46 protein-coding genes are annotated in these 19,648 nt (G+C 67.8%); 11 read left to right on the forward strand and 35 right to left on the reverse strand.

Features of this window, described 5'->3' with window-relative positions; genetic code table 11:
* Position 1 precedes the first annotated feature (1 nt).
* From ACZ6NZ_RS25865 to ACZ6NZ_RS25890, 6 genes are all read right to left on the reverse strand, one after another.
* On the reverse strand, positions 2-394 hold the full coding sequence (locus ACZ6NZ_RS25865) for a hypothetical protein (protein WP_465860903.1): 393 nt from the start codon (positions 392-394) through the stop codon (positions 2-4).
* A gap of 5 nt (positions 395-399) precedes the next feature.
* Positions 400-591 (reverse strand): hypothetical protein, encoded by a 192-nt coding sequence (locus tag ACZ6NZ_RS25870; protein WP_465860661.1) that lies wholly within the window; start codon positions 589-591, stop codon positions 400-402.
* Between the two features lie 239 nt (positions 592-830).
* The gene (locus ACZ6NZ_RS25875; RefSeq protein ID WP_465860662.1) at positions 831-1,049 is read right to left on the reverse strand and encodes a hypothetical protein; all 219 of its coding nucleotides are present in this window, start codon (positions 1,047-1,049) and stop codon (positions 831-833) included.
* Positions 1,049-1,318 carry a hypothetical protein gene (locus ACZ6NZ_RS25880; protein ID WP_465860663.1) on the reverse strand — a complete coding sequence of 90 codons (270 nt, stop codon included), beginning with the start codon at positions 1,316-1,318 and terminating at the stop codon, positions 1,049-1,051. Before ACZ6NZ_RS25880 ends, ACZ6NZ_RS25875 begins: the two co-directional genes overlap by 1 nt.
* Before the next feature lie 30 nt (positions 1,319-1,348).
* Entirely contained in the window at positions 1,349-1,723 is a 375-nt protein-coding gene (locus ACZ6NZ_RS25885) for a hypothetical protein (RefSeq protein WP_465860664.1), read from the reverse strand.
* A gap of 95 nt (positions 1,724-1,818) precedes the next feature.
* Complete coding sequence (locus tag ACZ6NZ_RS25890; RefSeq protein WP_465860665.1) at positions 1,819-2,940, reverse strand: zinc ribbon domain-containing protein; 1,122 nt, start codon at positions 2,938-2,940, stop codon at positions 1,819-1,821.
* Between the two features lie 195 nt (positions 2,941-3,135).
* Between ACZ6NZ_RS25890 and ACZ6NZ_RS25895 the strand changes: the two genes are divergently transcribed.
* The 5 genes from ACZ6NZ_RS25895 to ACZ6NZ_RS25915 all read left to right on the forward strand — a co-directional run bounded on the left by ACZ6NZ_RS25895 (position 3,136) and on the right by ACZ6NZ_RS25915 (position 6,876).
* Complete coding sequence (locus ACZ6NZ_RS25895) at positions 3,136-3,492, forward strand: hypothetical protein (RefSeq protein ID WP_465860666.1); 357 nt, start codon at positions 3,136-3,138, stop codon at positions 3,490-3,492.
* A gap of 181 nt (positions 3,493-3,673) precedes the next feature.
* A complete protein-coding gene (locus tag ACZ6NZ_RS25900; RefSeq protein WP_465860667.1) occupies positions 3,674-5,086 on the forward strand; it encodes a helix-turn-helix domain-containing protein in 1,413 nt (470 codons plus the stop codon).
* A gap of 414 nt (positions 5,087-5,500) precedes the next feature.
* Positions 5,501-6,193 carry a GIY-YIG nuclease family protein gene (locus ACZ6NZ_RS25905; protein ID WP_465860668.1) on the forward strand — a complete coding sequence of 231 codons (693 nt, stop codon included), beginning with the start codon at positions 5,501-5,503 and terminating at the stop codon, positions 6,191-6,193.
* Positions 6,194-6,251: 58 nt separating this feature from the next.
* Positions 6,252-6,647, forward strand: a complete 396-nt coding sequence (locus ACZ6NZ_RS25910) for a hypothetical protein (RefSeq protein WP_465860669.1) — start codon at positions 6,252-6,254, stop codon at positions 6,645-6,647.
* Positions 6,648-6,678: 31 nt separating this feature from the next.
* On the forward strand, positions 6,679-6,876 hold the full coding sequence (locus tag ACZ6NZ_RS25915) for a hypothetical protein (protein ID WP_465860670.1): 198 nt from the start codon (positions 6,679-6,681) through the stop codon (positions 6,874-6,876).
* Positions 6,877-6,936: 60 nt separating this feature from the next.
* Here the strand turns inward: ACZ6NZ_RS25915 and ACZ6NZ_RS25920 are convergent, their stop codons facing one another.
* The 13 genes from ACZ6NZ_RS25920 to ACZ6NZ_RS25980 all read right to left on the reverse strand — a co-directional run bounded on the left by ACZ6NZ_RS25920 (position 6,937) and on the right by ACZ6NZ_RS25980 (position 11,535).
* On the reverse strand, positions 6,937-7,137 hold the full coding sequence (locus ACZ6NZ_RS25920) for a hypothetical protein (protein WP_465860671.1): 201 nt from the start codon (positions 7,135-7,137) through the stop codon (positions 6,937-6,939).
* Positions 7,134-7,370 (reverse strand): hypothetical protein, encoded by a 237-nt coding sequence (locus ACZ6NZ_RS25925; protein ID WP_465860672.1) that lies wholly within the window; start codon positions 7,368-7,370, stop codon positions 7,134-7,136. Before ACZ6NZ_RS25925 ends, ACZ6NZ_RS25920 begins: the two co-directional genes overlap by 4 nt.
* A gap of 1 nt (position 7,371) precedes the next feature.
* Positions 7,372-8,040, reverse strand: coding sequence for a hypothetical protein (locus ACZ6NZ_RS25930; RefSeq protein ID WP_465860673.1), 669 nt, complete (start codon positions 8,038-8,040; stop codon positions 7,372-7,374).
* 2 nt (positions 8,041-8,042) lie between these two features.
* Positions 8,043-8,426, reverse strand: a complete 384-nt coding sequence (locus ACZ6NZ_RS25935) for a hypothetical protein (protein WP_465860674.1) — start codon at positions 8,424-8,426, stop codon at positions 8,043-8,045.
* A complete protein-coding gene (locus ACZ6NZ_RS25940) occupies positions 8,419-8,625 on the reverse strand; it encodes a hypothetical protein (RefSeq protein ID WP_465860675.1) in 207 nt (68 codons plus the stop codon). Before ACZ6NZ_RS25940 ends, ACZ6NZ_RS25935 begins: the two co-directional genes overlap by 8 nt.
* Positions 8,618-9,007: a hypothetical protein gene (locus ACZ6NZ_RS25945; RefSeq protein ID WP_465860676.1), complete on the reverse strand. Its 390-nt coding sequence runs from the start codon at positions 9,005-9,007 to the stop codon at positions 8,618-8,620. The genes ACZ6NZ_RS25940 and ACZ6NZ_RS25945 overlap by 8 nt, the downstream gene beginning before the upstream one ends.
* A 1-nt stretch (position 9,008) precedes the next feature.
* Complete coding sequence (locus tag ACZ6NZ_RS25950; protein WP_465860677.1) at positions 9,009-9,239, reverse strand: hypothetical protein; 231 nt, start codon at positions 9,237-9,239, stop codon at positions 9,009-9,011.
* Positions 9,240-9,241: 2 nt separating this feature from the next.
* A complete protein-coding gene (locus tag ACZ6NZ_RS25955; protein WP_465860678.1) occupies positions 9,242-9,553 on the reverse strand; it encodes a hypothetical protein in 312 nt (103 codons plus the stop codon).
* Positions 9,554-9,571: 18 nt separating this feature from the next.
* Positions 9,572-9,994, reverse strand: coding sequence for a hypothetical protein (locus ACZ6NZ_RS25960; RefSeq protein WP_465860679.1), 423 nt, complete (start codon positions 9,992-9,994; stop codon positions 9,572-9,574).
* A 49-nt stretch (positions 9,995-10,043) separates the two neighbouring features.
* Positions 10,044-10,337 carry a hypothetical protein gene (locus tag ACZ6NZ_RS25965; RefSeq protein WP_465860680.1) on the reverse strand — a complete coding sequence of 98 codons (294 nt, stop codon included), beginning with the start codon at positions 10,335-10,337 and terminating at the stop codon, positions 10,044-10,046.
* Positions 10,338-10,437: 100 nt separating this feature from the next.
* Positions 10,438-10,632, reverse strand: coding sequence for a hypothetical protein (locus ACZ6NZ_RS25970; protein ID WP_465860681.1), 195 nt, complete (start codon positions 10,630-10,632; stop codon positions 10,438-10,440).
* A 14-nt stretch (positions 10,633-10,646) separates the two neighbouring features.
* Entirely contained in the window at positions 10,647-11,000 is a 354-nt protein-coding gene (locus ACZ6NZ_RS25975; protein ID WP_465860682.1) for a hypothetical protein, read from the reverse strand.
* A 28-nt stretch (positions 11,001-11,028) separates the two neighbouring features.
* On the reverse strand, positions 11,029-11,535 hold the full coding sequence (locus ACZ6NZ_RS25980; protein ID WP_465860683.1) for a hypothetical protein: 507 nt from the start codon (positions 11,533-11,535) through the stop codon (positions 11,029-11,031).
* A gap of 231 nt (positions 11,536-11,766) precedes the next feature.
* Between ACZ6NZ_RS25980 and ACZ6NZ_RS25985 the strand changes: the two genes are divergently transcribed.
* A complete protein-coding gene (locus tag ACZ6NZ_RS25985; protein ID WP_465860684.1) occupies positions 11,767-12,033 on the forward strand; it encodes a hypothetical protein in 267 nt (88 codons plus the stop codon).
* Here ACZ6NZ_RS25985 and ACZ6NZ_RS25990 read toward each other — a convergent pair whose 3' ends face one another.
* The 16 genes from ACZ6NZ_RS25990 to ACZ6NZ_RS26065 all read right to left on the reverse strand — a co-directional run bounded on the left by ACZ6NZ_RS25990 (position 12,034) and on the right by ACZ6NZ_RS26065 (position 16,325).
* On the reverse strand, positions 12,034-12,354 hold the full coding sequence (locus ACZ6NZ_RS25990) for a hypothetical protein (protein ID WP_465860685.1): 321 nt from the start codon (positions 12,352-12,354) through the stop codon (positions 12,034-12,036). It lies immediately after the preceding gene.
* Positions 12,355-12,365: 11 nt separating this feature from the next.
* Positions 12,366-12,620 carry a hypothetical protein gene (locus ACZ6NZ_RS25995; RefSeq protein WP_465860686.1) on the reverse strand — a complete coding sequence of 85 codons (255 nt, stop codon included), beginning with the start codon at positions 12,618-12,620 and terminating at the stop codon, positions 12,366-12,368.
* A 130-nt stretch (positions 12,621-12,750) separates the two neighbouring features.
* Positions 12,751-12,933: a hypothetical protein gene (locus ACZ6NZ_RS26000; RefSeq protein WP_465860687.1), complete on the reverse strand. Its 183-nt coding sequence runs from the start codon at positions 12,931-12,933 to the stop codon at positions 12,751-12,753.
* Complete coding sequence (locus tag ACZ6NZ_RS26005; protein ID WP_465860688.1) at positions 12,930-13,202, reverse strand: hypothetical protein; 273 nt, start codon at positions 13,200-13,202, stop codon at positions 12,930-12,932. Before ACZ6NZ_RS26005 ends, ACZ6NZ_RS26000 begins: the two co-directional genes overlap by 4 nt.
* Positions 13,199-13,336 (reverse strand): hypothetical protein, encoded by a 138-nt coding sequence (locus tag ACZ6NZ_RS26010; protein WP_465860689.1) that lies wholly within the window; start codon positions 13,334-13,336, stop codon positions 13,199-13,201. The genes ACZ6NZ_RS26005 and ACZ6NZ_RS26010 overlap by 4 nt, the downstream gene beginning before the upstream one ends.
* Positions 13,337-13,463: 127 nt before the next feature.
* Positions 13,464-13,682, reverse strand: coding sequence for a hypothetical protein (locus ACZ6NZ_RS26015; protein WP_465860690.1), 219 nt, complete (start codon positions 13,680-13,682; stop codon positions 13,464-13,466).
* 10 nt (positions 13,683-13,692) lie between these two features.
* Entirely contained in the window at positions 13,693-13,938 is a 246-nt protein-coding gene (locus tag ACZ6NZ_RS26020) for a hypothetical protein (protein ID WP_465860691.1), read from the reverse strand.
* Positions 13,938-14,135 carry a hypothetical protein gene (locus tag ACZ6NZ_RS26025; RefSeq protein ID WP_465860692.1) on the reverse strand — a complete coding sequence of 66 codons (198 nt, stop codon included), beginning with the start codon at positions 14,133-14,135 and terminating at the stop codon, positions 13,938-13,940. The genes ACZ6NZ_RS26020 and ACZ6NZ_RS26025 overlap by 1 nt, the downstream gene beginning before the upstream one ends.
* Before the next feature lie 87 nt (positions 14,136-14,222).
* The gene (locus tag ACZ6NZ_RS26030) at positions 14,223-14,438 is read right to left on the reverse strand and encodes a hypothetical protein (protein WP_465860693.1); all 216 of its coding nucleotides are present in this window, start codon (positions 14,436-14,438) and stop codon (positions 14,223-14,225) included.
* A complete protein-coding gene (locus tag ACZ6NZ_RS26035) occupies positions 14,438-14,611 on the reverse strand; it encodes a hypothetical protein (RefSeq protein WP_465860694.1) in 174 nt (57 codons plus the stop codon). Before ACZ6NZ_RS26035 ends, ACZ6NZ_RS26030 begins: the two co-directional genes overlap by 1 nt.
* An 87-nt stretch (positions 14,612-14,698) precedes the next feature.
* Positions 14,699-14,845 carry a hypothetical protein gene (locus tag ACZ6NZ_RS26040; RefSeq protein ID WP_465860695.1) on the reverse strand — a complete coding sequence of 49 codons (147 nt, stop codon included), beginning with the start codon at positions 14,843-14,845 and terminating at the stop codon, positions 14,699-14,701.
* Entirely contained in the window at positions 14,842-15,207 is a 366-nt protein-coding gene (locus tag ACZ6NZ_RS26045) for a hypothetical protein (protein WP_465860696.1), read from the reverse strand. The genes ACZ6NZ_RS26040 and ACZ6NZ_RS26045 overlap by 4 nt, the downstream gene beginning before the upstream one ends.
* Entirely contained in the window at positions 15,204-15,404 is a 201-nt protein-coding gene (locus ACZ6NZ_RS26050) for a hypothetical protein (protein ID WP_465860697.1), read from the reverse strand. The genes ACZ6NZ_RS26045 and ACZ6NZ_RS26050 overlap by 4 nt, the downstream gene beginning before the upstream one ends.
* Positions 15,401-15,595: a hypothetical protein gene (locus tag ACZ6NZ_RS26055; RefSeq protein ID WP_465860698.1), complete on the reverse strand. Its 195-nt coding sequence runs from the start codon at positions 15,593-15,595 to the stop codon at positions 15,401-15,403. The genes ACZ6NZ_RS26050 and ACZ6NZ_RS26055 overlap by 4 nt, the downstream gene beginning before the upstream one ends.
* On the reverse strand, positions 15,592-15,831 hold the full coding sequence (locus ACZ6NZ_RS26060) for a hypothetical protein (protein WP_465860699.1): 240 nt from the start codon (positions 15,829-15,831) through the stop codon (positions 15,592-15,594). The genes ACZ6NZ_RS26055 and ACZ6NZ_RS26060 overlap by 4 nt, the downstream gene beginning before the upstream one ends.
* Positions 15,831-16,325, reverse strand: coding sequence for a hypothetical protein (locus tag ACZ6NZ_RS26065; protein WP_465860700.1), 495 nt, complete (start codon positions 16,323-16,325; stop codon positions 15,831-15,833). Before ACZ6NZ_RS26065 ends, ACZ6NZ_RS26060 begins: the two co-directional genes overlap by 1 nt.
* Positions 16,326-16,512: 187 nt before the next feature.
* Here ACZ6NZ_RS26065 and ACZ6NZ_RS26070 point away from each other — a divergent pair, with 187 nt between their 5' ends.
* The 5 genes from ACZ6NZ_RS26070 to ACZ6NZ_RS26090 all read left to right on the forward strand — a co-directional run bounded on the left by ACZ6NZ_RS26070 (position 16,513) and on the right by ACZ6NZ_RS26090 (position 19,648).
* Positions 16,513-16,737: a hypothetical protein gene (locus ACZ6NZ_RS26070; protein ID WP_465860701.1), complete on the forward strand. Its 225-nt coding sequence runs from the start codon at positions 16,513-16,515 to the stop codon at positions 16,735-16,737.
* Positions 16,734-17,249, forward strand: a complete 516-nt coding sequence (locus ACZ6NZ_RS26075; RefSeq protein ID WP_465860702.1) for a GIY-YIG nuclease family protein — start codon at positions 16,734-16,736, stop codon at positions 17,247-17,249. The genes ACZ6NZ_RS26070 and ACZ6NZ_RS26075 overlap by 4 nt, the downstream gene beginning before the upstream one ends.
* A 109-nt stretch (positions 17,250-17,358) precedes the next feature.
* Complete coding sequence (locus ACZ6NZ_RS26080; RefSeq protein ID WP_465860703.1) at positions 17,359-17,970, forward strand: hypothetical protein; 612 nt, start codon at positions 17,359-17,361, stop codon at positions 17,968-17,970.
* Positions 17,971-18,175: 205 nt separating this feature from the next.
* Positions 18,176-19,069, forward strand: a complete 894-nt coding sequence (locus ACZ6NZ_RS26085; RefSeq protein ID WP_465860704.1) for a GIY-YIG nuclease family protein — start codon at positions 18,176-18,178, stop codon at positions 19,067-19,069.
* 81 nt (positions 19,070-19,150) lie between these two features.
* Entirely contained in the window at positions 19,151-19,648 is a 498-nt protein-coding gene (locus ACZ6NZ_RS26090) for a hypothetical protein (RefSeq protein ID WP_465860705.1), read from the forward strand.

Genomic DNA, 19,648 nt, shown 5'->3' on the forward strand with positions numbered 1-19,648 from the left:
GTCACATCCCCATGAAGCCGCGCAGGCCCGCAACGATGCCATCGAACGGGGTCAGCAGCACGTCGTAAAGGTTGCCCAGGTTCCCGCCCGTGACCCGCATCAGCGTCGGCGCGAGGCAGATGAGAACGAACGCCGGCCAGTCGGGGCGCCGATCCGCGACGTCCACAGCGATGAACAGCAGAGCCACGACCGAGGCGACGGCAGCACCACCGGCTGAAATGCCGACGGCGTTACCGAAGTCGCTGGACATGGCGATACCGCCCAACAGCGCCCCGCCCCAGGCGATCCACGAGAAGACCTTCGACACCTTCGCGTGCTTCAGCCGCTTGGAGATGAGGAACTGTGCGGTGATGGCGATGATGACGAGGCCGAAGCCGATACCAACGTTGAACATGGCAGTCACCCCTTTCCGAGGGCGAAGGTGGCGGCGAACGCCGCGAGGATGAGGTAGAACGCCCACCGTCGGGTGGGGCGTGCGGCGAGCCACCGCAGCGGCCCGGTAAGGAAGGTCGGGGCGACGGCGAGGGCGGCGAACATGACCAGACGGTCGGTCCAGTTCGACACCTGCCACGCGATGCGCAGGGCGGCCACGTTGCCGGGGATCCGCTTCGGGTCGACCGCCGAGGCGGCCCACAGGTCCCGCAGAGACGCAGGCCGGGCGGTCCACGCCCACCACGACGCGCACGTAGAACGCGCAACAGTCCACGCCTTGCTGAAACTCAGCGTGATCGGTATCCTCGCGCCCGCACGTGCGGGCGCGGGCGGGCTGTCCAACAGGGGAACCCGCCCATTGTGGGGGGATCGAATTTCACGCTCGGTGACAGTCGTCGTCATCGGGTCGCCTCCTTCCTGGCCTCAGTCAGTTCAGTGATCCGGTCGCGAACCATCACGGTCGCGGCCTGGAGTTGGTCAGGTCCGGCGTGGAACGCCTCCGCCACCAGCCAGTGGCACAGCGCCCACAACTTCTCCTTGGGGGTGCGGGCCTCGGCGACCCGCCGCTCATGCCACTGGTGGCGGTTGACCTCGGGTTTCCTTGAACGCCCGGCCATCACGAGTCCTCCGATGCGGGCATCACCCAGCGGAACAGCACCGGGCCGCGCCCCTTGCCGGCAGCATCGATGTCCCGAAATTCCAGGTGGAAACGGTGCATGTCGGCGCGGTGAGCGTTGGCCCGTCGTGCCGCGCCGAGCAGATGTTGGTTCAGGGTGCGTTCGGTGGCTTCGCCGTCTTCGAGGTCGACAGGCGCCAGGAACGCCGGCATGTCCCGCACCGGCCGCTGATCCTTGAAGACGTTGATCTCATAGATTTTCGATGGCATGGCGTCTCGAATTCCTCGTATTTGCGCTGGTCAGGGGGTCGATGCGGGGTTGCCGTCGTACGGTTCGTCGGACTCGGCGTACACCCACCGGCGGCCCTCCCGGTACTTCTCGGCGAGCAGCCACACGAGCACCCCGACCAGGGCGCCCGCGATGACGGCGAGCGTGTGGGATACGGCCAGCAGCGTGTTCGTGGCCATCCCACCGACCGCGGCGGCGGCGGTGAACGCGGCGGCCAAGCCGACGACCTCGGAGGCGACGTGCCGCCAGTCCTTGTGGGCGTGGATGTTGGCGTGGTCCAGCGTTTCCCCGGCTGGTGCGGGTGCCTCGTCGACAACGATGCTGATCTCGGGGGTGCCGGTTGCCGCAACCGTGGTGGTGCGGGCGGGCAGGGCGCTAGTGGTCATCGGGTTCCTCCTCCGGTTCGGTGATCAGGTCGGGTAGGTGTTTCGGGAAGCACTGCCACACCTCGCGGAGGTACGCGGCGGCTTCGGCGCCGGTGTCATCCGGCATGTGCGACAGGTCCAGCAACCGGCCCCTCCGTGGTGTCGTCGGAGGCGTCAGCGGTGACGCCCCCGGATGTGGCGGAGGTGCCCTCCGCGGTGGTGGTGGAGGTGCCGCCGGAGTGGCACTCCGCGATGGCCTCCAAAAGCCTCGGGGCGCGCCCCCAACCGCAGCCGACGATGCGAACGATCTCGCCTTGCGTCCACGGAAAGTTGGGCTCCGGGTGTTCGGCAACGCACTTCTGAACTGCTTCTTCGTCGCTGAGGACGACACGGGAACCCGACCCGGTGGTGGTCTTCGCCTTACCTCCGGAGGCGTTTCGGCGGGTGCCACCGGAGCGCCGGTCGTCGAGGTGCGGGAGACGCGCCTCCGCCCTCACCCGGGCCAACCGCTCCGCCGCATCCGATCGCACCTTCGCAAGCGCTGCGGTGTGCTCGGTGGCGGTGACCTCCGCAGCCGCCCGGAGGGTGACCACCTTGGCCTCCGCTGCCTCCAACCGCTGCCGGAGGATGCCCACCTCCGCGTCCGCTTCGGCGCGAATGCGTTCCACGTCGGATGCGGCGGTGGCCTTCACGGAGGCGACCTCCGACTCTGCGCGGCGGTTCGCGGAGGCGGCGTCTTCGGTGTACTGCTGCTCCCGCGCCTCCGCCGCCCGAAGGTCCGCTTCGAGGCGGCGGAGGCGGTCGGCCATGTCGGTGCGCTCTGAGGCGTCCTTCGCGGCTTGGGCGTCGAGCGCGGACAGTTTCTCTTCCATGCGGGCGATGGCTTTGCCGGTGCGGTGTTGGAATTGGGCGGCACCTTCGACGAGGACGAACAGCATGAGCGGCCCGGCTGTGTGGGTGGCGACACCCAACCAGTCGACGCCGCCAGGGTTGGTCCACGGGCCGGCGGTGTTGAGGCCCCAGGTGGTGATGCCGGCAACCCAGCGGATGGCGCCAACCCAGCCGTAGGGCTGGTTGAGGCGGGCGAGGACGTTGGTGGCGATGATGCCGACGGCGAGGGCTCCGTCTACGGCGGGGCTGAGAAGCCAAGCCAAGCCTTTGGGGACTTGGTGGTCGACGAGCAGTTCGTACACGATCGGGATGCCGTAGATCATGATGACGACGGCGACGGTCCACACGATCCAGCTGACGACTGTCAGGGACCGCCGGGCGTCGGCGATCTCTGCGGTCAGCTTGGCTCGTTCGGTCACGTCGGGCTCCCCAGGTTGGACTGTTGGCTGTTCGCGTTACGGGCTTCCCTGTGTCAGACTTGCGAACAGTTCGACCAGTGCGAACAGATTGAACACTAGCACGATCGAAGCGGAAGGGCATCAATGGCAGCGGCGGTGATCGCGAACACCTGGAACAGTGGGTACGCTCACCGCAAATTCCAGCGGCTGAGAGCAGTGGTGATGGGGGACGAGCAGCGCGCCGAGCGCCCGCAAGACGAGGTCGCCGACCTTGAACGCCGGGTGCGTGCCGGCGAGTGGTTGAAGACCGGATCGGTTGCCACGCTGCTCGGGATGGGTCGGACGAAGGTCCACACGCTGGTGACGGCCGGGGTGATCGGGCATCGGAAGATTCCCGGCGCACCCCAGAAGCCGCAACGCGAATGCAACCCCGTCGACGTGTTGAAGCTGTTGGACGAGCGGCGCCGGGTGTTCCACGGCGACTCCGAAGACCAGACCTGACGCACTCCCCCACCTCCCCGATGACCGCCTGCCGTGCTGATGACCCCAGCGTGATCCGGGCCACCCGGCGTCGGAACGGCGTTCCGTGGGCGACCGGTGGGCACCTTGTGGGCGTCGCCCAGCACGCGCCCATACGCTGGTCAGGTAACGCCAACGCAACGACCAGTCGGGGGCGGCAACCATGACAGGCATCGAGGCACCGAACCGGCTCGCCGAACTGCGGCTAGCTGCGGCCCTCACCCAGCAGGAGGTTGCTGACCGGGTGGGGTCGGCTGTGTCGGCCGGTCAGGTGTCTCGATGGGAGCGGGGCGAGCAGGCCCCGTCGTTCCGGTATCGGCATCGGCTGGCGGAGGTGTTCGGGGTGCCTGTGGCGCAGCTCGGTATCCCCGCACCGTCGGCGCCGCTTCCCCGTCAACGGTCGAGCGCAGAGGATGAGTGGTTCGTGGGCGATGAGCAGGATCCCCGGGTGTTGCAGTCGCAGGATGAGTGGCGGCGCACCCGCGCCCTCTTGAACAGCAACCGGCACCGCCTGTCGCAGGTTGCCGCCGGCCTGTACCCCCGCCACCGCCTGGCCGACACCGGCCTGATCACGGGGCCGGGGTGGATCCCCGACGCGCCCGCTGACCTGGCGGACATCACCCTGGCCGAGCTGCCGGGCGCACCGGAACCCGCGTTGGACGGCACGGAACGGGAAGCGTCCCGGTGGCTGCCGGACCAGTCGCTGACCCGCCCATTCCCCCGCTACACGACCGCTGTTCGTGACTTGGCCCGGCCGCGGCTGTTTGAGGATCGGGTGTCGTGGCGGTTGACGGGGGTGGACTGGTCGGACGGCAAAGGGTCGATGGGGTTCGCGGACACCACGTACTTCGCGGCGGTGGACGTGTTCGAGCCGACCGCCCACGAGTTGGCGTATGTCGCGTTGGACGCGGACGGCGGGTTGGCCGGGCATCCGACGTTGCGGGATCTGCCGTTCCGGAAGCTGATCGGTGATGAGCCGTTCGTGTTCTCCCGCCGCCCGGTGATGCCGGCGGTTTCCACGTTGACGATCCGCCGCGACGGGGACCGGGCGGAGTTTCTGATGCACCGCCGTGACCCTCGCGCGGTGGCTGCCGCCGGCGGCATGTTGCAGGTGATCCCGTCGGGCATCTTCCAACCGTCGTCGCTGCTGCCTGCTGCTCGGGCGGCTGACTTTGACCTGTGGCGGAACATCCAACGGGAGTTCTCCGAAGAGTTGTTGGGGATGCCGGAGTGCGATGGGCATGGGCGGCCGGTGGACTACGCCTCAGGTCCGTTCGCGGTGCTGGACGAGGCGCGGGCTGACGGGCGGCTGTCGGTGCACTGCCTTGGTGTCGCCCTGGATGCGCTCACCCTGGTTGGGGAGATCCTGACCGTCTTGGTGGTCGACGCTGACGTGTTCGACTCCCTCGCGGCGGACTTCGTGGACCGCAACGACGAAGGCCAGGTGGTGGCTGAGCGGTTCGCGTTCACCGAACAAGGGGTGCGCGGCCTACTAGACTCTGGGAAGGTTGCGCCGGCCGGGGCGGGATGCCTTGAACTGGCGTGGCGGTGGCGGGACGTGTTAATGCTCCCGTAGAGTCGAGGGTGGTCGGGGGTGCTGGTAACACCACCGACCCGGTTGCCGCCGAGGCGGGGACTGCATTCAGAAGGTGATGGGGTCGGGCTGACGCTCGGCCCCTTCCTCTTTGCCAACACGGCGGGCGATGCCCTTGGCAAGTCGGGCCGTATGCCAAGTCGAGCTGCCCCCGAATGCACGAAGGGCCTCGCACGTGGCGAGGCCCTAAGGCGGTGCGGAGCGCACATCCCGGGAGCGCCCTGCGCATCGATCATACCGCCCGCCGATCAAGGCATCGGCCCAGGTCAGCAAGATCCGGACACCCGGTATGATCAGTGATGACAAATGAAATCGGGCCCGGAATCGCGGTGGTTGCACACCGGCCGGGCCCTTGATCGCCCCGGGAGGCGACCCGTGCCAGACGATAGCCCATCCATGTTCGCTGAACCCCGCAGCGCCCCGCCCGAGACGGTAATCCTCACGTACGTCGAGCCGTCGGAGCCGGAAGACCGATGGTGGGTGTGGCCGAAGCCTAAGCCAACTCACGACGAAGCCCGCGCCGGCCTGAGCCCCTATCAGGCGCTGCTCGACCGAATGGACGCTGCCGCCCGCTGGGAAGAAGAGGAACGGCAGCGCATAGCGGCAATCGCAGACGAAGCCGAGTTCGACATGCTCCGCCAGATCGCGGCCGACTACCGCTCAAAGAAGATGACGCAGATGGACCTTGCCGAGCTGTTCCACTGCTACGTCGAGGTGGCTAGTCGCCAAGGACGCACCGCGCGGTGGAACCAGATCGTCCCGTTCCACTCGGCCGACATCATCGGATGCAAGTTCAACGAGCCGAACGCCGACGGCAGTTGGTCCGGGACTTACCCGTACAAGTTCGGCCACTCGATGCCGCAGGATGGGCAGTCGGTTGTCTACTGGCTGACCGATGCCGACGGCGTGGACTGCTACATCGGGTCAACGGAGAAGCTGCGTGGACGGCTCAAGTGGCACCGCCAGGACGGCAAGGTGTTCGTGGCGTGGCGGGCAGTGCCGTACCCGGATCGGGAGGCGGCGTACGTGGCCGAGGACGCTCTACTCCGGTCCAACAAGCCGTACCTGAACCAGAAGGCATGCCGGTAGTCGACGGACGTGACCGCGAAACCAGCGAGGAAGGCTTTGGCCTGCCGGAGCAGGCATGATGGGTTACATGGCCCGAGTGAAGTTCGATGGCACCACCTACACGCCAACACCGACACATCCGCGCGACCGGCTCGACAACCTTGCCGCCGCGCTTGAGTCCCGGTTTGAGGCGGACACCCTCCGCGCCATGCTGTACGACGCCCGCGAGCTGCCCGGGAATGCGTGGGCCGAGGTGCGGGACGCCCTGCGGGATGCGGTCACCGCAGCGGAGGCACCAGAACCGCCCCGACCGGAGCCGATCGGCACCCCGGTACCGGAGGGCACACGGGTGTCCCTGTACTCAGATCCTGGCGCAACCGAGCCGACGGCGGTTGTGACCGCAGACGCCGCTGGTTTGGTGCGCCTGCCCGACGGTGAGCCGCTGGTTTACCTCAAGGTCGACGAGCCCCGCTGATGGTTTCGGCCACCGAGCTACGCTGACCTGCGTGAAGGTGCTGCTCAACGGTGGTCCGGCTGACGGTCGGGTGATCAACGGCTACGGTGGGACAGTGGTGCGCGGCACCTGCCTGTACGAGCAGACCGGGGAAACGGCCGACCACCGCGGCAAGGCCCTGCCCGTGTACCGGCACCGCCACGACTGCTGCGACACCGACGGCGGGGGTTCCGTGGACGGCTGCGAGTGAGCCTGGGAACGACGAAGCCGCCCACCCCTGATCGTCAGAGGGTGGGCGGCTTCGCTGCGGTCAGGCGACGGTGATGTTCTTGTCGTAGGGGTCGATGCCGCATAGCTTCCCGTCTGGTCCGGTGATGTACAGGACCCCGTCGGCCCCATCGATCTCCACAACCGGGTAGGTGCCCGGTTGCAGGGTGAAGCCGCGACCGGTGTGGGCGAGGGCGGTGGTGGGCTGGTTGACGGTGGCTGTTCGCTGCGCGGTGTCGGTCATGACGTCTCCTCACGGTCAGGGAACACAAGTAGCGCGATCTGCCAGAGGCCGACGAGCAAACTAGCGATGCCCACGGTGACACCGAACAGCGCGAGCGCGGCAACCATCAGACCGGTTTCGCCGACCACCACGAACAGCACCAGGCCGGCGAGGAACATGGCGATGTACACGCCTGTGACCATGAACGCGCCACGCTTGAGGTCGGTGTCGACGGCGCGAAGGCGGGCGAGCATGTCAGCGCCCCTCATCGGCAACAGCGGTCAGCAGGTCTTTCGCCCGCCCCGACCACAGCTCAACGTCCGCGTCGGACGCCTTCCCCAGGTCCCACTGCCGCAGCCGGTCTTCCATGTGAGCCGGACCCAACGCCATGCCGTACAACCACCGCCCAGCCCGGTACTCGCCGTCCAGGGGCCCGCCGTCGAACACCACAACCCGCTCGTCGCAAACGCCATCCCGGTTCCAGTGGCGGATGATGATCCGGTCGTCCCGGGCGGGCCCATCCCCGGGCAGTCCGCCGGTGATGTCGATGTGGGTCATGTCCCGGCGCCGCTTGAACCAGTCGTCGGAGGTGGCTTCGGCGGCGTGATACCGCTTCCACTCCTGCTTCTCGGTGTCGTTCTCCCCCGCGTGGGCGGACACCCCGAACCCGGCGAGCAGGCCCGGCTTGAGGTGCACCCCGATCCCGCCGCCGCGCTCGTTGCTCCACGCCCGGATGTCATCCACGGTCAGGCCGGCTGTGACTTCGGGCGGGTCGTTCACGTAGGTGTACCGGCGGGTGACCGTGATGCGCCGACCGTGGGAGAGCAGGTTACGGATCCGCTGGGCGATGTGGTCGATGGTGTCGACGGCGACCATGCAGGACAGGTCGCGCTGGGTGAGGATGCGGGCTGGGCTGACGGTCATGGTCAGTTCTCCTGTCCTGTGATGACGGCGAGGATGCTGTCAGCCTTCGCCCGCCACGGGTGTTTGTTGATGCGCTCGTCGCCGCTGTCCCACACCGCAGCCCAGTGCTGCCGCCCGATGTTCTGCGCGGTCAGGAACAGGTGCCGGGCGAGACGTTCCCGAGCATCCGGGGCCGGGCGCACGGCGGCGGCAGCCAGCAACGCCTTCCCAATTCGGGCGGCGTCTTCACAAGTCAGGTCGGTGTGCGACCCGGGAGTCTCCAACGCCACCGGGAGTTCCGCTGGCCCGTCGTCGTCAAACGCCCAGTAGCGGACCTGCACCCCGCCCGGCAGGTGGTTCGGGTTCAGCCAGGCGACGCCTTCCGGTGCGCGGGTCTGCTCAGCCACGGTAGATCACCACCTTGATGACGACGGTCCATGCGAGGATCGCGGCGAGCATGAACCCGCAGACGAGCATCCGGGAGTTCTTGGCGGCCACCCAGTCGATGAGCTTTACGTACCAGGACAGCGGCGGGTACCGGTACGGCCAGGACAGGACACGCAGCACGGCGAGGGTGCGCGCGTACGGTGCACGACGGTCAGCCACGGGTGCCACCGATCCCCCGGAACGCGACCCGCCGCACATCCGTCACGAACGCCTGCACCCGGCCCGGGTCGCGCGGGGTGTCGAACTGGTCGACCATCCGCAGCACCTCCCGCAACGCCTGCTCGGCCACAAGCTGCGCGGGTGTGGACGGCACCACGTCTTCCGGCCCGGACATCAACTGGTAGTTGACGATCACCACGTTGGCGTTCTCCATGAACGGCTTGTCGCGGCAGACTGACTGGACCAGCAGTTCGGTGATGAGGGAAATGTCCGACCAGCCTCGGATGGGCTGGGACAGTTTGAACTCGTGGGATCCCCACCCGCCGCCCCATCTGTAGGAGACGAAGTATTTGTACGGTCGGTCGGGCTCGTGTGAGGTCATGTCATTGCTCCTTCGGGTCGGGCCAGCAGATCGGGCACATGCGGGCGGTGCGGCGGGCTTCCGCCTCGGGCAGTCGACGGCCTGCGGTCGCGGGAATCCACGCCGCGCACACCAGCACACCCCCGGTGAGGGTGACCCGGTGGGCAACCGGCTCCGGCAAGTCCGGGTCGTCGGCGGCAACACCAAGCACGGTCGGGTCGGCCAGCCACGCCACATCAACCAGGGCAGTCACGGTCACACCGCACCGTCGCCTTCGAGAACCCGCTGCGCGGTGCGGGCGTCAATGCGACCCCATGCGAGCGGCGTGATCACAGTGTTGCGGGGAAACCCGCCCTGCCCGTCCCACACGTCAGCGGACAGGTTGGTGGTCGGGTCGAAGGCGTGACGTCCGCCGCTGTCAGACCCGTACGCCCGTACGGCGATGTTGTGGGCTTCGGCGAGGGCTTCCGCCGTTGTGCCCGGTTCGTGGCGGGCGACGGGAAGTCCGCGCGGTTCGTCGATGCGGCGGGTGGTGTGCCGGCCGGGGCGACGCTGCAACTGCGGCATCTCAGCTCTCCCTGCTGCTCAGAGGTTGACCCCGGCGCGCACCAGCACGTCGGCGGCTCTGGCGTAACGAATGGGATCCCGGAACCCGTGCTCAAACCGCAGGGCGGCGGCAAGGGTCATCGGGTTGGTGTGCTCCAACCGCAGCAGCCACGCCGTTTCCAGCAGGTCCCGGTAGTAGCTGCCGGTGTTGTGCCCGTTGGCGACAACGGTGATGGTGTCGCCGTCAACCACGGCAACAACCTGTTCGGCCGGCTTGTCCTTGACGAAGAATTCGTGCAGGTTCACGGTCTGCCAGGTGATCTCCGTGCCGCCCACCAACGTGATGATGGTGTTCGGCCCGTCGGTGTCGACGTCGGCCACCTCACGCCAGGTTTGCAGCACCGACGCCCCGGTGGCGGCGGGGTGTTTGATGGACTGGCCGGGGCGGATCATCGGCTGCATCTCGGTTCTCCCTGCTGCTGGTCGTGGCTGTCGTTGCGGTCGGGGTGGGTCAGCGGCGAACAGCGGCGACGACCCGGTCCATGAGGCGCGGGTTGCGCAGACGCTCCAACCGCTTCGAGCCCTTGGCGGTCAACCACCACAGGCGGCCGTCGTTGCTGCGCTCGACCAACTCGACCAGGCCGGCATCCTTCGCTGCGGCCACCTCGGCGGTGACGTCCTGCCACGGGTCGGACAGGCCGAACACCTCACGCAGGTAGTAGTTGCTGCGGTCACCGTCCTGCCAGATTTCGGCGCGGTTCACGGCGTTGAGCAGTTCGGTCAAGTCGATCGGCTCGGTTGGCATCTCGGTCATCCTTCGCTGCTGGTCGGGGTTTCGGTGTTGTCGCCGGTCCGGACCATGACGTCCGGGCTTCGCGGCCTCCTGCGGCCGACCGGCGGGGTGCTCAGTCGTGATTGGGGCACGAGTCGAACGGGCTGTAGCCGCACGGGCATTTCGTGGCGCGGGCACCCAGCTTCGCGAGTTCCGCAAGCAGTTCCGCCCGATGCTCGGCGTCAACCTGCACGCGGTAGTCGCTGTACGCGTTGTGGAACTCAACGGAGGTGGGGTAGTCGCTGGGGTTGGGGACAGTGATCGCCACGGTGGTTCCTCCCGTCAGCGGTTGTTGAGGGCGGCGAGGTAGGCGCGGTTGTCGCGCTGCGCGTCGGTGGTGGGCGCGTCGTCGTAGCAGTACGCCCGGCCGTCGATGATCTGCACCCGGCCGCCGGTGAACGTGAACCCGCAGACGGTGCAGTCGTGGTCGGTGACAGTGTTGCGGCCGTCGTTGTGCAGGTCCTCGATGGGAACCCATTGGTCGATTTCGCCGCCCCACATGGTGTTGGCCACCCGGTAGCCGTGCCGCAGGTCAGCCATGCACACCTGCACCCACACTTGCTGGCCGTCGATGGTGATCTGAACGTTGGTGCCGCCCGGGTGGGTGTCTTCGATGGTGCGGGTGGTGGTGTGCACGGTCAGCCTCCTCGGCGACAGATTGAGATCAGCGGCGCTTGTTGCGGTCGCGCAGGACGCGGGCGCAGTCCACGCAGTTGGTGTCGTTGGAGCCGAACAGGGCGTCGTAGGCGGTGGCGTCGGCGTTCGGGTCGTCGGTGATCGAGTACATCGGCTCGCCGCAGAACGTGGCGAAGTCACCGGCGAGCATCAGGTGGGTGGTGTGGTCGGGGGCGCACGCGTCGCACCAGCCCGCCTGCTTGCGGCTGGGGGTGACGCCGGGGGCACCCAGGGGGATGTTGCAGCCGGGGCATACGACGGCGGCGGCGGGGAGCGCGGCGAGGCCGTCAGTGGTGATGGCGAACATCTGCCGGTAGCGAGTGGTGGGGCCGTCGGTGATGTAGCTCAGGTCGGTGAGCTGCTGGACGTGGAGGTCTTTGACGGTGGCCCCACCGAGGCCGATGGTGACGGTGCCGATGACATTGCGGCCGAGGGTTCCGTCTGCGGCGGCGCGGAGTGCGCGGATGGCGGCTTTGGAAAGCTTCGGCGCGGCCACGGTGGCTCCTTCGTGTCGGGTGGTTGGGGTGGCCCCGCTCCCCAGGGGAGCTTCGGAAGCCCGCAGTCTGACCGGCACTGGTTGAGGCTGTGACCTCTCAGCCGGTCGATCCCTCACGGGAGCGGGGCCACGCTGTGGTGTTGTGCCTCAAGCTTATGCCAAGCGCGACTTGGCGTCAAGCGCCACTTGGCCTAACTTGTCTCGGCCAAGCGCGAGTGGGATACTTCCGCCATGACCGAAGACGAGCTACGTGACCTCATCGCCCGGTACGACAAGGCAGGCGAAGAGATCGCCGCAGCCGAGGAACGCCGCCTAGCCGAACGTGACGCCGGCCTACGTCGGGCGCGTGACGCTGGATGGCGGCCCGTCGACATTGAGAAGGTCACCGGCTACAGCCGCGAAGCCGTACGCCAAGCGCTCAACCCGGAAGCGCGGGCGGCAGCCAAGCGGGCGGCAGCGGACCGACGGGCAGCCCGCAGGGCACACCCCACCCGATAGTCACAACACCGAAGACGGCCGGCAGAACGGGCACGTGTCCGCCTGCCAGCCGTCCTCGTGTGCCGCCTCCCACGCATACTCCGCATCCGCGAAGTGGTCCCCGTCCCCCACCGCCCGACCGCACCCACGGCACACCACTAGCAGGCACCGTTCGTCGTCCTGCCACGGCACTGGCGGGTCACGGTCGGGGAACGCCGCCCACACCCGGGCGATAGCGGGCAGCCACAGTTCCAGGGCGTCGGCGTGCACGTCGTGCAGCTCGCCCGCGCAGTCGGCGGCGGTGACGATCCAGCACAGGGTGTGGTGCGGTCGCAGCGGCACGGGACGGTGTCCTACTGGCCGGGGGTGAGGTCGGTCCACGACACGGTGTGCGACAACCGGTCACGCCACACGTCGTAGGTGCCGTCACCGACGGACAGCACAAACCAGCCTTTGCCGCGTCCGACCAGTTCCACGGTGACGACCTCGTTGCCGGCGAGCTGCCGGCGGATCCGGTCGGCTTGGGCGACATGCACGAGGCCCGGGGTGGGCGGGGTGTGCCGGTGGTGCAGTCGGGCGGGCGGGGCGGTGAGCATGGAAGGGGTCATCGCTGGGCGTCCTCTCGGGTGGGGCAGTTCAGGGGGCAGGGGTGGGGTTGTTCGGTGAGGCAGGCCGGGCACACGGTGGGTGCCGGCTCGTACTCGACGGGGCGGCGAACCTGCGCCTGCTGCTCGGCGGTCACCGCTTGCCGCCCGTGGTGCGCACGAACCTGCTGGTCGACGGGACCGGCCCGGTGTGGTCGGTGACGTACTCGCCGCCAACCAGTCGGGTGGTGCCCCGCCCCGCGTCCTGTGCCGGCCCCGGGTAGCCGTCGAAGCGGCCCCGGTCACCCACCTCGGCGCGCGGCCGGTCGGCAGTCACCGCTCATCCCCGGTGCCGTCGGCGGGCTGCCGGTACATGTCGGCGAGGTTGCCTGCGGCGAGCATCACCGGGATGGCAAGCACCAACACGATCACCCCGCACGGGGCGAGCACCTGCCAACGGGCGGCGATGACACCCAGGTTGGCGAGTAGGCCGGCGACGAGCATGACCGCTGCGGCGAAGGCCAGGCGGACGGCCACCGCGGCGACCAGTCGCGCCCGGTTGGCTTTGCGGATGCGCGCCGGGTCGACACGCTGCGGGGCGGTCACGGCTTGCTGCCCTTCACGGCAGCACCGACGCCGTTGCGCTGGGTCGGCGGGTACGCCTCACGCTTCAGCGCGGCGGTGATGGTGGCGGTGCAGGCTCCGCATCTGCCGCAGCTACACCGGGTACTTTGGGCCATGGCGACCCTCCTTCGGGTGGGTTGGCTGGCCCGGCGTGGGGGTGGTGCCCCTGCCGGGTGTGATCTCTCGGTTGGGGATGAAGGCGGGGTGCGGGCTTCTCAGTGCTTCCGCACCCCGCCGTCTTCGTCAGTAGCCGTGCCGTTTGAGCGCGTCGTACGCGGCGGCCTTCTCCGCCGGGGTGGCGTCACCCATCGCCTGCTCGAACCGGGACTTCGCCGCGTCGAACTCGGGGCTGTCAATGTCACGGTCGGCGGCGTCCGTCTCATCCATGCCCAGCTTGAACAGGTTGAGGACGGTGTCCCTGCGCACCGAATCAGGCTTGGGGGTGCGGTTGAACCAGGCCATGACCGCCCCCTCAGCTCGCCGCGGCGGCGAACACGGCCACGACGGCGACCAGAACCGCGACGATCACGTTTAGGCGCACCAGCTTGCGCACGGCCTTGCGGCGCCGCTGGGACACCTCGAACTTGCGGATGTTCCGGTCGGCCGCCCGCTGCACCTCGGCGTCGGCGAGCGCGTCGTTGAGGATCAGATCCCCGTCGGCTTCGATGCCGCGCAGCACCGCCGCGTAGTCGGGGTCGTGACGGTCAGGGCCAACCATCAGCGGTTCCGGCGGGCTTGCGAGTCCCACGCCGCACGCGGGTCCGCCAGCTCGTTGCTCATCTCGACCTTCACCGCGCTGGCGATGTTGTCGGCGAGCCGGTACGGGTTGTTGGTGCTGCCGCCGCTGGCGGTCTTGGTGATCGTCTGACCGTTCACGGTGACCGTGAGCGTGACGTCAACGGTGTTCATGTCCATGGGTTCTCCCTGCTGAGTGGCGGGCCTGTGGTGACCCTGCGCAGGCTCGGACCGTGGTGGGCCGAGCCCCGCAGGCTCACGTGCAGGTCAGCGACCGCTACCGAACATGCCGCCGGACAGGGCGTAGACGGCCTCGTTGTGTGCCGGATCGTCGGCGCACAGATCCACCCAGCATCGGTGGGTAGGGCAGGTGGTCCGCTCGCCCGGGTCCATGCCTGCGTTCTCGGCCGCGTCGTCGTCATCGAGCGCAGCGGTGAGGGAGTCGCGAAGGTCGTCGGAGTGGCTGAAGTTGTAGACGGTCATCAGAAGCTCAGCCCCATCTGCGAGGCCCGGATGGCAGCGTGCTTGACGGTGTGCCGGGCCGGGCGGCGGGCGGGACGGATGGTGGTGACCGTGCCGGCCTCGTCGGCGATCTCGACGGCAACGGTGGTGCGGTTGGCGCGGGCGAGACGGCGGGTGGTCGACTTCGCGAACATGGTGATCTCCCGATCAAGAAGGTGTGAAGCGGGTGTTAAGTGGGTGTGATGCCGGTCCCGCCCCCTCGACGGGGCCGGCGGGTGCTGCTACTTGCGGGTGTTGCGCCCGCTGCTGCGCGGGGCCGGCTTGTCCAAGTCGGCGCGAACCTCGTTCACCGCATCCAGAAGCTGGTTGTCGGCGGCCCGCTGGTTGCGGTCACGCTGCGCGGCGATCGACCGCACCTCCGCGCTCACGGCTTCTTCGCCTTCGGACGTGTGCGGGTCGACGGGGTCAACCAGCCGGTGAGCCGGTTCAGCGTGCGCCGGGCCGAATCCCCGTCCAACGTGGCCGCCCGCCCGCCCACCTCAACGGTGACGGTGGTGTCGGAAGCCGCGTCGTCGTAGCCGACGGTCAGCTTCACCCGCACCCCGTTCGGGTCGGTGACAGCGAACGAGATGGAACAGGTTCCGTCGTGGTTGCCGCGGTGGCACCAGATCGGATGCGTACCGAACTCGGCGGGCAGCGTCTCCCGCATCGACGGCTTGAGGTCGTCGTAGGCGGGCGAGTCGTTGCGGGCTTTGTGGCCGGCGCGTATCCCCCGCAGCCACCCGTTCACCGGGTCACCGTCCGGGCGTCGTACGTGCCCGTGCGGGACTCGTACCCGTACGACACCCGCGACTCGAACGGACCGTTCACCGCCTGCGGAACGGTCACCTTCCGGCCGTCCGTGTAGGTGACGTGCAGCGTGTTGTTGCGGCGCCGCACCCGGGCAACCTGCGCCTTCGGGGTGTTGGTGTTCGTCTCCGACGTCATCGCGCCGACACCCCCGCCCGCTGCCTGCGGACGTCCCGGGCGTACGCGTCGCGCAGCTCGCCGAAAACCTGCTCGCGGTTGCTGTCAGACACCCCGGCGGCTACTGCGTCGCCGACCATGCTGGCGAATTCCAGCAGGGCGGGGATCTCCGGGTCGTTCAGGTCGGGGTTGGGCTGCTTTCCGGTGCTCATCGCGCCGACACCTCCGCCCGCACGTACGCGGTCAGCTCGGCCAGGTCGGCGGCCGACACCGTGTCGACCTCGTCCATGGCCGCGTCCAGCTCGGCCACCCGCTGCTCGTAGCCGGGAACACCCCGGTAGTCGTTGGCCAACCGGATCAGCGTCTGCATGACCTGCTCCGGGCCGCCAGCGTTGGTGACAGCAGCGCGGTCTTCCGGGTTCGACAACCGCAGCATCGTGGCGTCCATCAGGACACCGCCTTACGGCCACGCTCGGTCAGCGTCGCCGAGGTGATAACCCGACGGAGGCCCGTGCCGGGCGCGTAGTTGAGGGTGACCAGGCCCTTGCGGGCCAGGGACTTGAGCTGCACGATCGTCGCCGCAGCCGACCGGTTGACGGTGCCACCGTTGTTGACGGCGGCCCGCAGAACGCGCTGTCCGGCGTCGGACGGGTTGGTGAGGTGCGCCCCGGCCATGGTCGGGGGGACCTGCCGGCGGCGGACCGTGGTGGCCGGCTCGGCGGGGTTCTCGTTGCGGTACATCTCCGCGTAGCCCCGGGCGACAAGGCGAGCGGTCTGCTCGTTGTCGTAGCTGCCGCAGTTCGCGTCGACGCGGAGGGTGCCCTGCATGGTGGTAACGCTGTAGACGTTCTCGCGGACGTACTGGAGCGTGACGGTGATCCGGCCGTTGGGGGTCGTGTAGACGACCTGCTGGCCGGGCGTGCACAGAACGGTGGTGCTCATCTCGGGGTACCTCCCGATTGGGGCTCCGTTCGGCGTTGGCGCGCTTCCCGGTGCCGTGTTCCTGATGTCTACGACGCTAGACCCCTCCGGTTTGCGTGTCAAGCGGGAACATGTTTACTATTGACACGGATATCAACTCGGCGGAAGGATGGGACGTATGGGAACAGCCACCACGTACCCTCAGCGCATGCCGCGAGGGAAGTACAGCCCCCCCACCAGCGACGTTGCCGACCGCATTGACGAGGTCGTCAACCTCTACAACCAGCTTCAAGAGATCGACACGAAGTACCGCGAGAAGCTAGGACAACTCGCAGACAAGGAGGGCGATGCCGTGCCGATCGCTCATCTCGCGGCGCGGCTCGGAGTCGAGCGCAAGACCGTGTACCGGCACCTCGGCAGGTCAATGACATGACGCTGCACAGGTACAACCGCACCGACCGGTCTGGGCTCTACCGCATCTACGACGCAGCTGACCGCTTCATCTACGTGGGCATCAGCTACGAGCCGCGTGCGCGAGTTGAGCAGCACCGAAGCCGACAGAAGTGGGGTGCCGAGATCGCCCGATACACCGTTGAGTGGTTCGACGACCGCGCGTCATGCGAGGCAGCAGAAGCGCAGATCATTCAAGACGACAAGCCGCCGCACAACCGCCATCCCGGCAACATTGGTGCGCACGGCATCCTCGCCGACGAAGATCAGGACTCACCCTGGCTGGCCGCAGTCGTGGAGGCGTACAACCTCATCAGCCAGCGAGAGCGTGAGTACCGCATGGTTCTTCGCCGCAAGCTCGACAGCGGCGAAGTTCGGCAGGCCGACGTGGCCAAGGCGCTTGGTCGGACGCGGGAGATGATCCGGCGTGACGCCATGTCGGATGAGAGACGCGACGTGCTGCGTGGCGCAACGGTCGGCAGCCCTCAGAACTAATTCGGGGCCGGGAGGCGCGCCAACGCCTTGATCCCAGCCCCTAACGGGAGGTACCCCGCTACATGCAACGTACTTGGCGTACTGGTGTGCGATCACGGGTGGTCTGCCCGTGAGTCGCCTTCATGCGCCCGACGACGAGGGCAAGCCGTTCATTGCCCGGTGGAACGTGCTCACCCGCATCCTGCTGGTGGAGCCGTCCGTCAAGGCCGTGGCACGCTCGGCCATGGACTTCGGCGACTTCGACGACGGGTCGTCCTGTCACCCGAGCAACGAACGCATGGAGCGGGAGTCAGGGCTGAGCGAACGGACCATCCGCAGCGGGTGGCAGGTGCTCCGGGCGTTGGGCATGGCTGAGCGAGTCGGCTTCGGGTCGCCCCATCGGCGGCTCGCCGACGAATACCAACTGATGATCCCGGCCCACTGGCGGAACATGCCGATCTACGGTCCGCACGTCCGCAAGTTCACCTGCCTCTACTGCCGGAAGCTGATCACCCCGCAGGGCAACTGCACGGTCCGGGTGGATGGCGGCAGGGAGTTGCCGCGCTACAAGCTCGCGAAGCTGGTGTTCTGCCCCGACCCGAGGGCAACTCGGGGCAGGGACGCGGCGAGCTGCTTCGCCGAGTGGAACGTGAGTCAGCAGCAGTGCGGCGAGCGGGTGTGGAACGACCTCGGCGACGACGCGTGGAAGCTGTTCCGGCAGGCGAGGGCAGACGAGTGGTGACGGTCGCCGAGATACCGGAAGTCACTTCCGCCATAGGAACTCACTTCCGCGTATACCGGAAGTCAGTTCCGCCATGTACCGGAAGTCAGTTCCGGCGATACCGGAAGTCACTTCCGCCCAACACTCATAGAACCACTCATCAGATCACTCATAAGACCTCTCCCGCTCCGCTTCGCGAAGCGGCGACGCGATCGGAGATTCGCCGATGACCAACACGCTGGATGATCCGCCGCTGTTCACGCGAGAGATCCCGCCGACCAGCAAGGTGGGGAGCAAGGTTGGTGAGGTGCCGCGTGCACCTCAAGACGTCGTAGAGGGCTGGCTGATTGGCGCCATGCTGCTGACTCGCGCTGCCATCATCCGAGCGTCGTGGATCGTTAACCCCTCTGCGTTCTCGCCTGAGAACCGCCCACTGGTCGACCGGGTTTTCGAGATGAGCGCCCAGCGGCATCCTGTTAACCCGGAAACGCTGGCCGCCGCGCTCGACGAGGCGGGCGAACTGAGTCAGGCTGGCGGTATTGCTCGACTGCGTCAGCTTGTGGCCGACGTGCCTCACCCGGTTGAACCAGAGCGCCAGGTCGATGAGTGGGCGACCATGCTCGCCGACAACAAGTTCGCCCGAGAGATCCAACGTGCTGCGACCGCCCTACTGACCGAGTGTCTGCGTGGGAACCGGCAGCAGATCGCCAAGCGGTATGCCCACATCCACGACTTGATGGTCGAGATGATCGGCATGGACTACCGCGCTGACTACACCTTCTTGAAGGCGCGCGATCAAGACACGGTCGTGACCGCCCTCTACCGCTGGTACGACGCGGATGACCTTCTGCTCTACATCGGCATCACTAACGACCCCCACGTCCGGCAGTCATCTCACGCCAAGAAGTCATCCTGGGCGGATTTCGCGGTTCGCGGCACCATCGAGCGACACCCGTCACGCCCAAAAGCTGAGGCTGCCGAGAAGGCCGCGATCGAGTCGGAGCACCCTCTGTTCAACTCGCAGCACAACAACACCCCCGAGGCCCGCCAACGCCTGGTGGCGTACCTGATCGAGCACGGCCGCATGGATCTGCTGGCCCCTGCCGTGTCTCGCGGCTAGCTAGCAACCTCGTAGCAACCCGATAGCAAATGCCACAGCAAGTGCTACAGCACCTGCCAACAACGACGAACGGAGTCCACGATGACTGATCCGAAGCGACCGACACCCAACCCGATGCCCGTCTCCCCTGTGAAGCCGCTGCGAACCGGTGGCGACGGCGGTCCGGGGAGCCTGTTCGCCACGCAGCCGATCCTCACCCGCAAGCCGACGCCGGCCACGATCGAGGACGACATCCGCCGCGAACATGAAACGGCCACCGCCGCCCTTCGTGACCTGCTCGCCGAGACTGAGGGCAAGCGGCGCAACGGCCCGGCCAGCGACGGTCGGGGCTGGTTCCGCACCGAAGCCGACCGTGAGGACTGCTACGCGGTTGCTGACGCCATGTTGCCCCTGTTCGAAGCCCGCATCGAATGGGGTGCCCGTCTTACCGGCCCGGACGCGGAACCGGACGCTGTGTGGGAGTGCGACGACCGGGAGGGTGCCGTCAACATGGCGGGGATTCTGTCCGGTAACCCTCCGGTGGTGCGCCGACTGTCGGTGCGGCTGGTCGGCCAGGAGTGGACGGAGGTGCAGCGGTGA

The organism is Micromonospora sp. NPDC047756, assembly GCF_055587245.1.

Bases quoted from the DNA above. Each gene is read 5' to 3' on its own strand.
- ACZ6NZ_RS26020 (WP_465860691.1), bottom strand. From the start codon at position 13,938: ATGGTTGGCCCTGACCGTCACGACCCCGACTACGCGGCGGTGCTGCGC.
- ACZ6NZ_RS25995 (WP_465860686.1), bottom strand. From the start codon at position 12,620: ATGACCCCTTCCATGCTCACCGCCCCGCCCGCCCGACTGCACCACCGG.
- ACZ6NZ_RS26035 (WP_465860694.1), bottom strand. From the start codon at position 14,611: ATGTTCGCGAAGTCGACCACCCGCCGTCTCGCCCGCGCCAACCGCACC.
- ACZ6NZ_RS26050 (WP_465860697.1), bottom strand. From the start codon at position 15,404: ATGACGTCGGAGACGAACACCAACACCCCGAAGGCGCAGGTTGCCCGG.
- ACZ6NZ_RS25895 (WP_465860666.1), top strand. From the start codon at position 3,136: ATGGCAGCGGCGGTGATCGCGAACACCTGGAACAGTGGGTACGCTCAC.
- ACZ6NZ_RS25885 (WP_465860664.1), bottom strand. From the start codon at position 1,723: ATGACCACTAGCGCCCTGCCCGCCCGCACCACCACGGTTGCGGCAACC.
- ACZ6NZ_RS26090 (WP_465860705.1), top strand. From the start codon at position 19,151: ATGACTGATCCGAAGCGACCGACACCCAACCCGATGCCCGTCTCCCCT.
- ACZ6NZ_RS26060 (WP_465860699.1), bottom strand. From the start codon at position 15,831: ATGGACGCCACGATGCTGCGGTTGTCGAACCCGGAAGACCGCGCTGCT.
- ACZ6NZ_RS25900 (WP_465860667.1), top strand. From the start codon at position 3,674: ATGACAGGCATCGAGGCACCGAACCGGCTCGCCGAACTGCGGCTAGCT.
- ACZ6NZ_RS26070 (WP_465860701.1), top strand. From the start codon at position 16,513: ATGCCGCGAGGGAAGTACAGCCCCCCCACCAGCGACGTTGCCGACCGC.
- ACZ6NZ_RS25945 (WP_465860676.1), bottom strand. From the start codon at position 9,007: ATGACCTCACACGAGCCCGACCGACCGTACAAATACTTCGTCTCCTAC.
- ACZ6NZ_RS25920 (WP_465860671.1), bottom strand. From the start codon at position 7,137: ATGACCGACACCGCGCAGCGAACAGCCACCGTCAACCAGCCCACCACC.
- ACZ6NZ_RS25905 (WP_465860668.1), top strand. From the start codon at position 5,501: ATGTTCGCTGAACCCCGCAGCGCCCCGCCCGAGACGGTAATCCTCACG.
- ACZ6NZ_RS25960 (WP_465860679.1), bottom strand. From the start codon at position 9,994: ATGCAGCCGATGATCCGCCCCGGCCAGTCCATCAAACACCCCGCCGCC.
- ACZ6NZ_RS26010 (WP_465860689.1), bottom strand. From the start codon at position 13,336: ATGGCCCAAAGTACCCGGTGTAGCTGCGGCAGATGCGGAGCCTGCACC.
- ACZ6NZ_RS26055 (WP_465860698.1), bottom strand. From the start codon at position 15,595: ATGAGCACCGGAAAGCAGCCCAACCCCGACCTGAACGACCCGGAGATC.
- ACZ6NZ_RS26065 (WP_465860700.1), bottom strand. From the start codon at position 16,325: ATGAGCACCACCGTTCTGTGCACGCCCGGCCAGCAGGTCGTCTACACG.
- ACZ6NZ_RS25910 (WP_465860669.1), top strand. From the start codon at position 6,252: ATGGGTTACATGGCCCGAGTGAAGTTCGATGGCACCACCTACACGCCA.
- ACZ6NZ_RS26085 (WP_465860704.1), top strand. From the start codon at position 18,176: ATGACCAACACGCTGGATGATCCGCCGCTGTTCACGCGAGAGATCCCG.
- ACZ6NZ_RS25925 (WP_465860672.1), bottom strand. From the start codon at position 7,370: ATGCTCGCCCGCCTTCGCGCCGTCGACACCGACCTCAAGCGTGGCGCG.
- ACZ6NZ_RS25985 (WP_465860684.1), top strand. From the start codon at position 11,767: ATGACCGAAGACGAGCTACGTGACCTCATCGCCCGGTACGACAAGGCA.
- ACZ6NZ_RS26030 (WP_465860693.1), bottom strand. From the start codon at position 14,438: ATGACCGTCTACAACTTCAGCCACTCCGACGACCTTCGCGACTCCCTC.
- ACZ6NZ_RS25965 (WP_465860680.1), bottom strand. From the start codon at position 10,337: ATGCCAACCGAGCCGATCGACTTGACCGAACTGCTCAACGCCGTGAAC.
- ACZ6NZ_RS26025 (WP_465860692.1), bottom strand. From the start codon at position 14,135: ATGGACATGAACACCGTTGACGTCACGCTCACGGTCACCGTGAACGGT.
- ACZ6NZ_RS25875 (WP_465860662.1), bottom strand. From the start codon at position 1,049: ATGGCCGGGCGTTCAAGGAAACCCGAGGTCAACCGCCACCAGTGGCAT.
- ACZ6NZ_RS26075 (WP_465860702.1), top strand. From the start codon at position 16,734: ATGACGCTGCACAGGTACAACCGCACCGACCGGTCTGGGCTCTACCGC.
- ACZ6NZ_RS26015 (WP_465860690.1), bottom strand. From the start codon at position 13,682: ATGGCCTGGTTCAACCGCACCCCCAAGCCTGATTCGGTGCGCAGGGAC.
- ACZ6NZ_RS25880 (WP_465860663.1), bottom strand. From the start codon at position 1,318: ATGCCATCGAAAATCTATGAGATCAACGTCTTCAAGGATCAGCGGCCG.
- ACZ6NZ_RS25865 (WP_465860903.1), bottom strand. From the start codon at position 394: ATGTTCAACGTTGGTATCGGCTTCGGCCTCGTCATCATCGCCATCACC.
- ACZ6NZ_RS25930 (WP_465860673.1), bottom strand. From the start codon at position 8,040: ATGACCGTCAGCCCAGCCCGCATCCTCACCCAGCGCGACCTGTCCTGC.
- ACZ6NZ_RS25955 (WP_465860678.1), bottom strand. From the start codon at position 9,553: ATGCCGCAGTTGCAGCGTCGCCCCGGCCGGCACACCACCCGCCGCATC.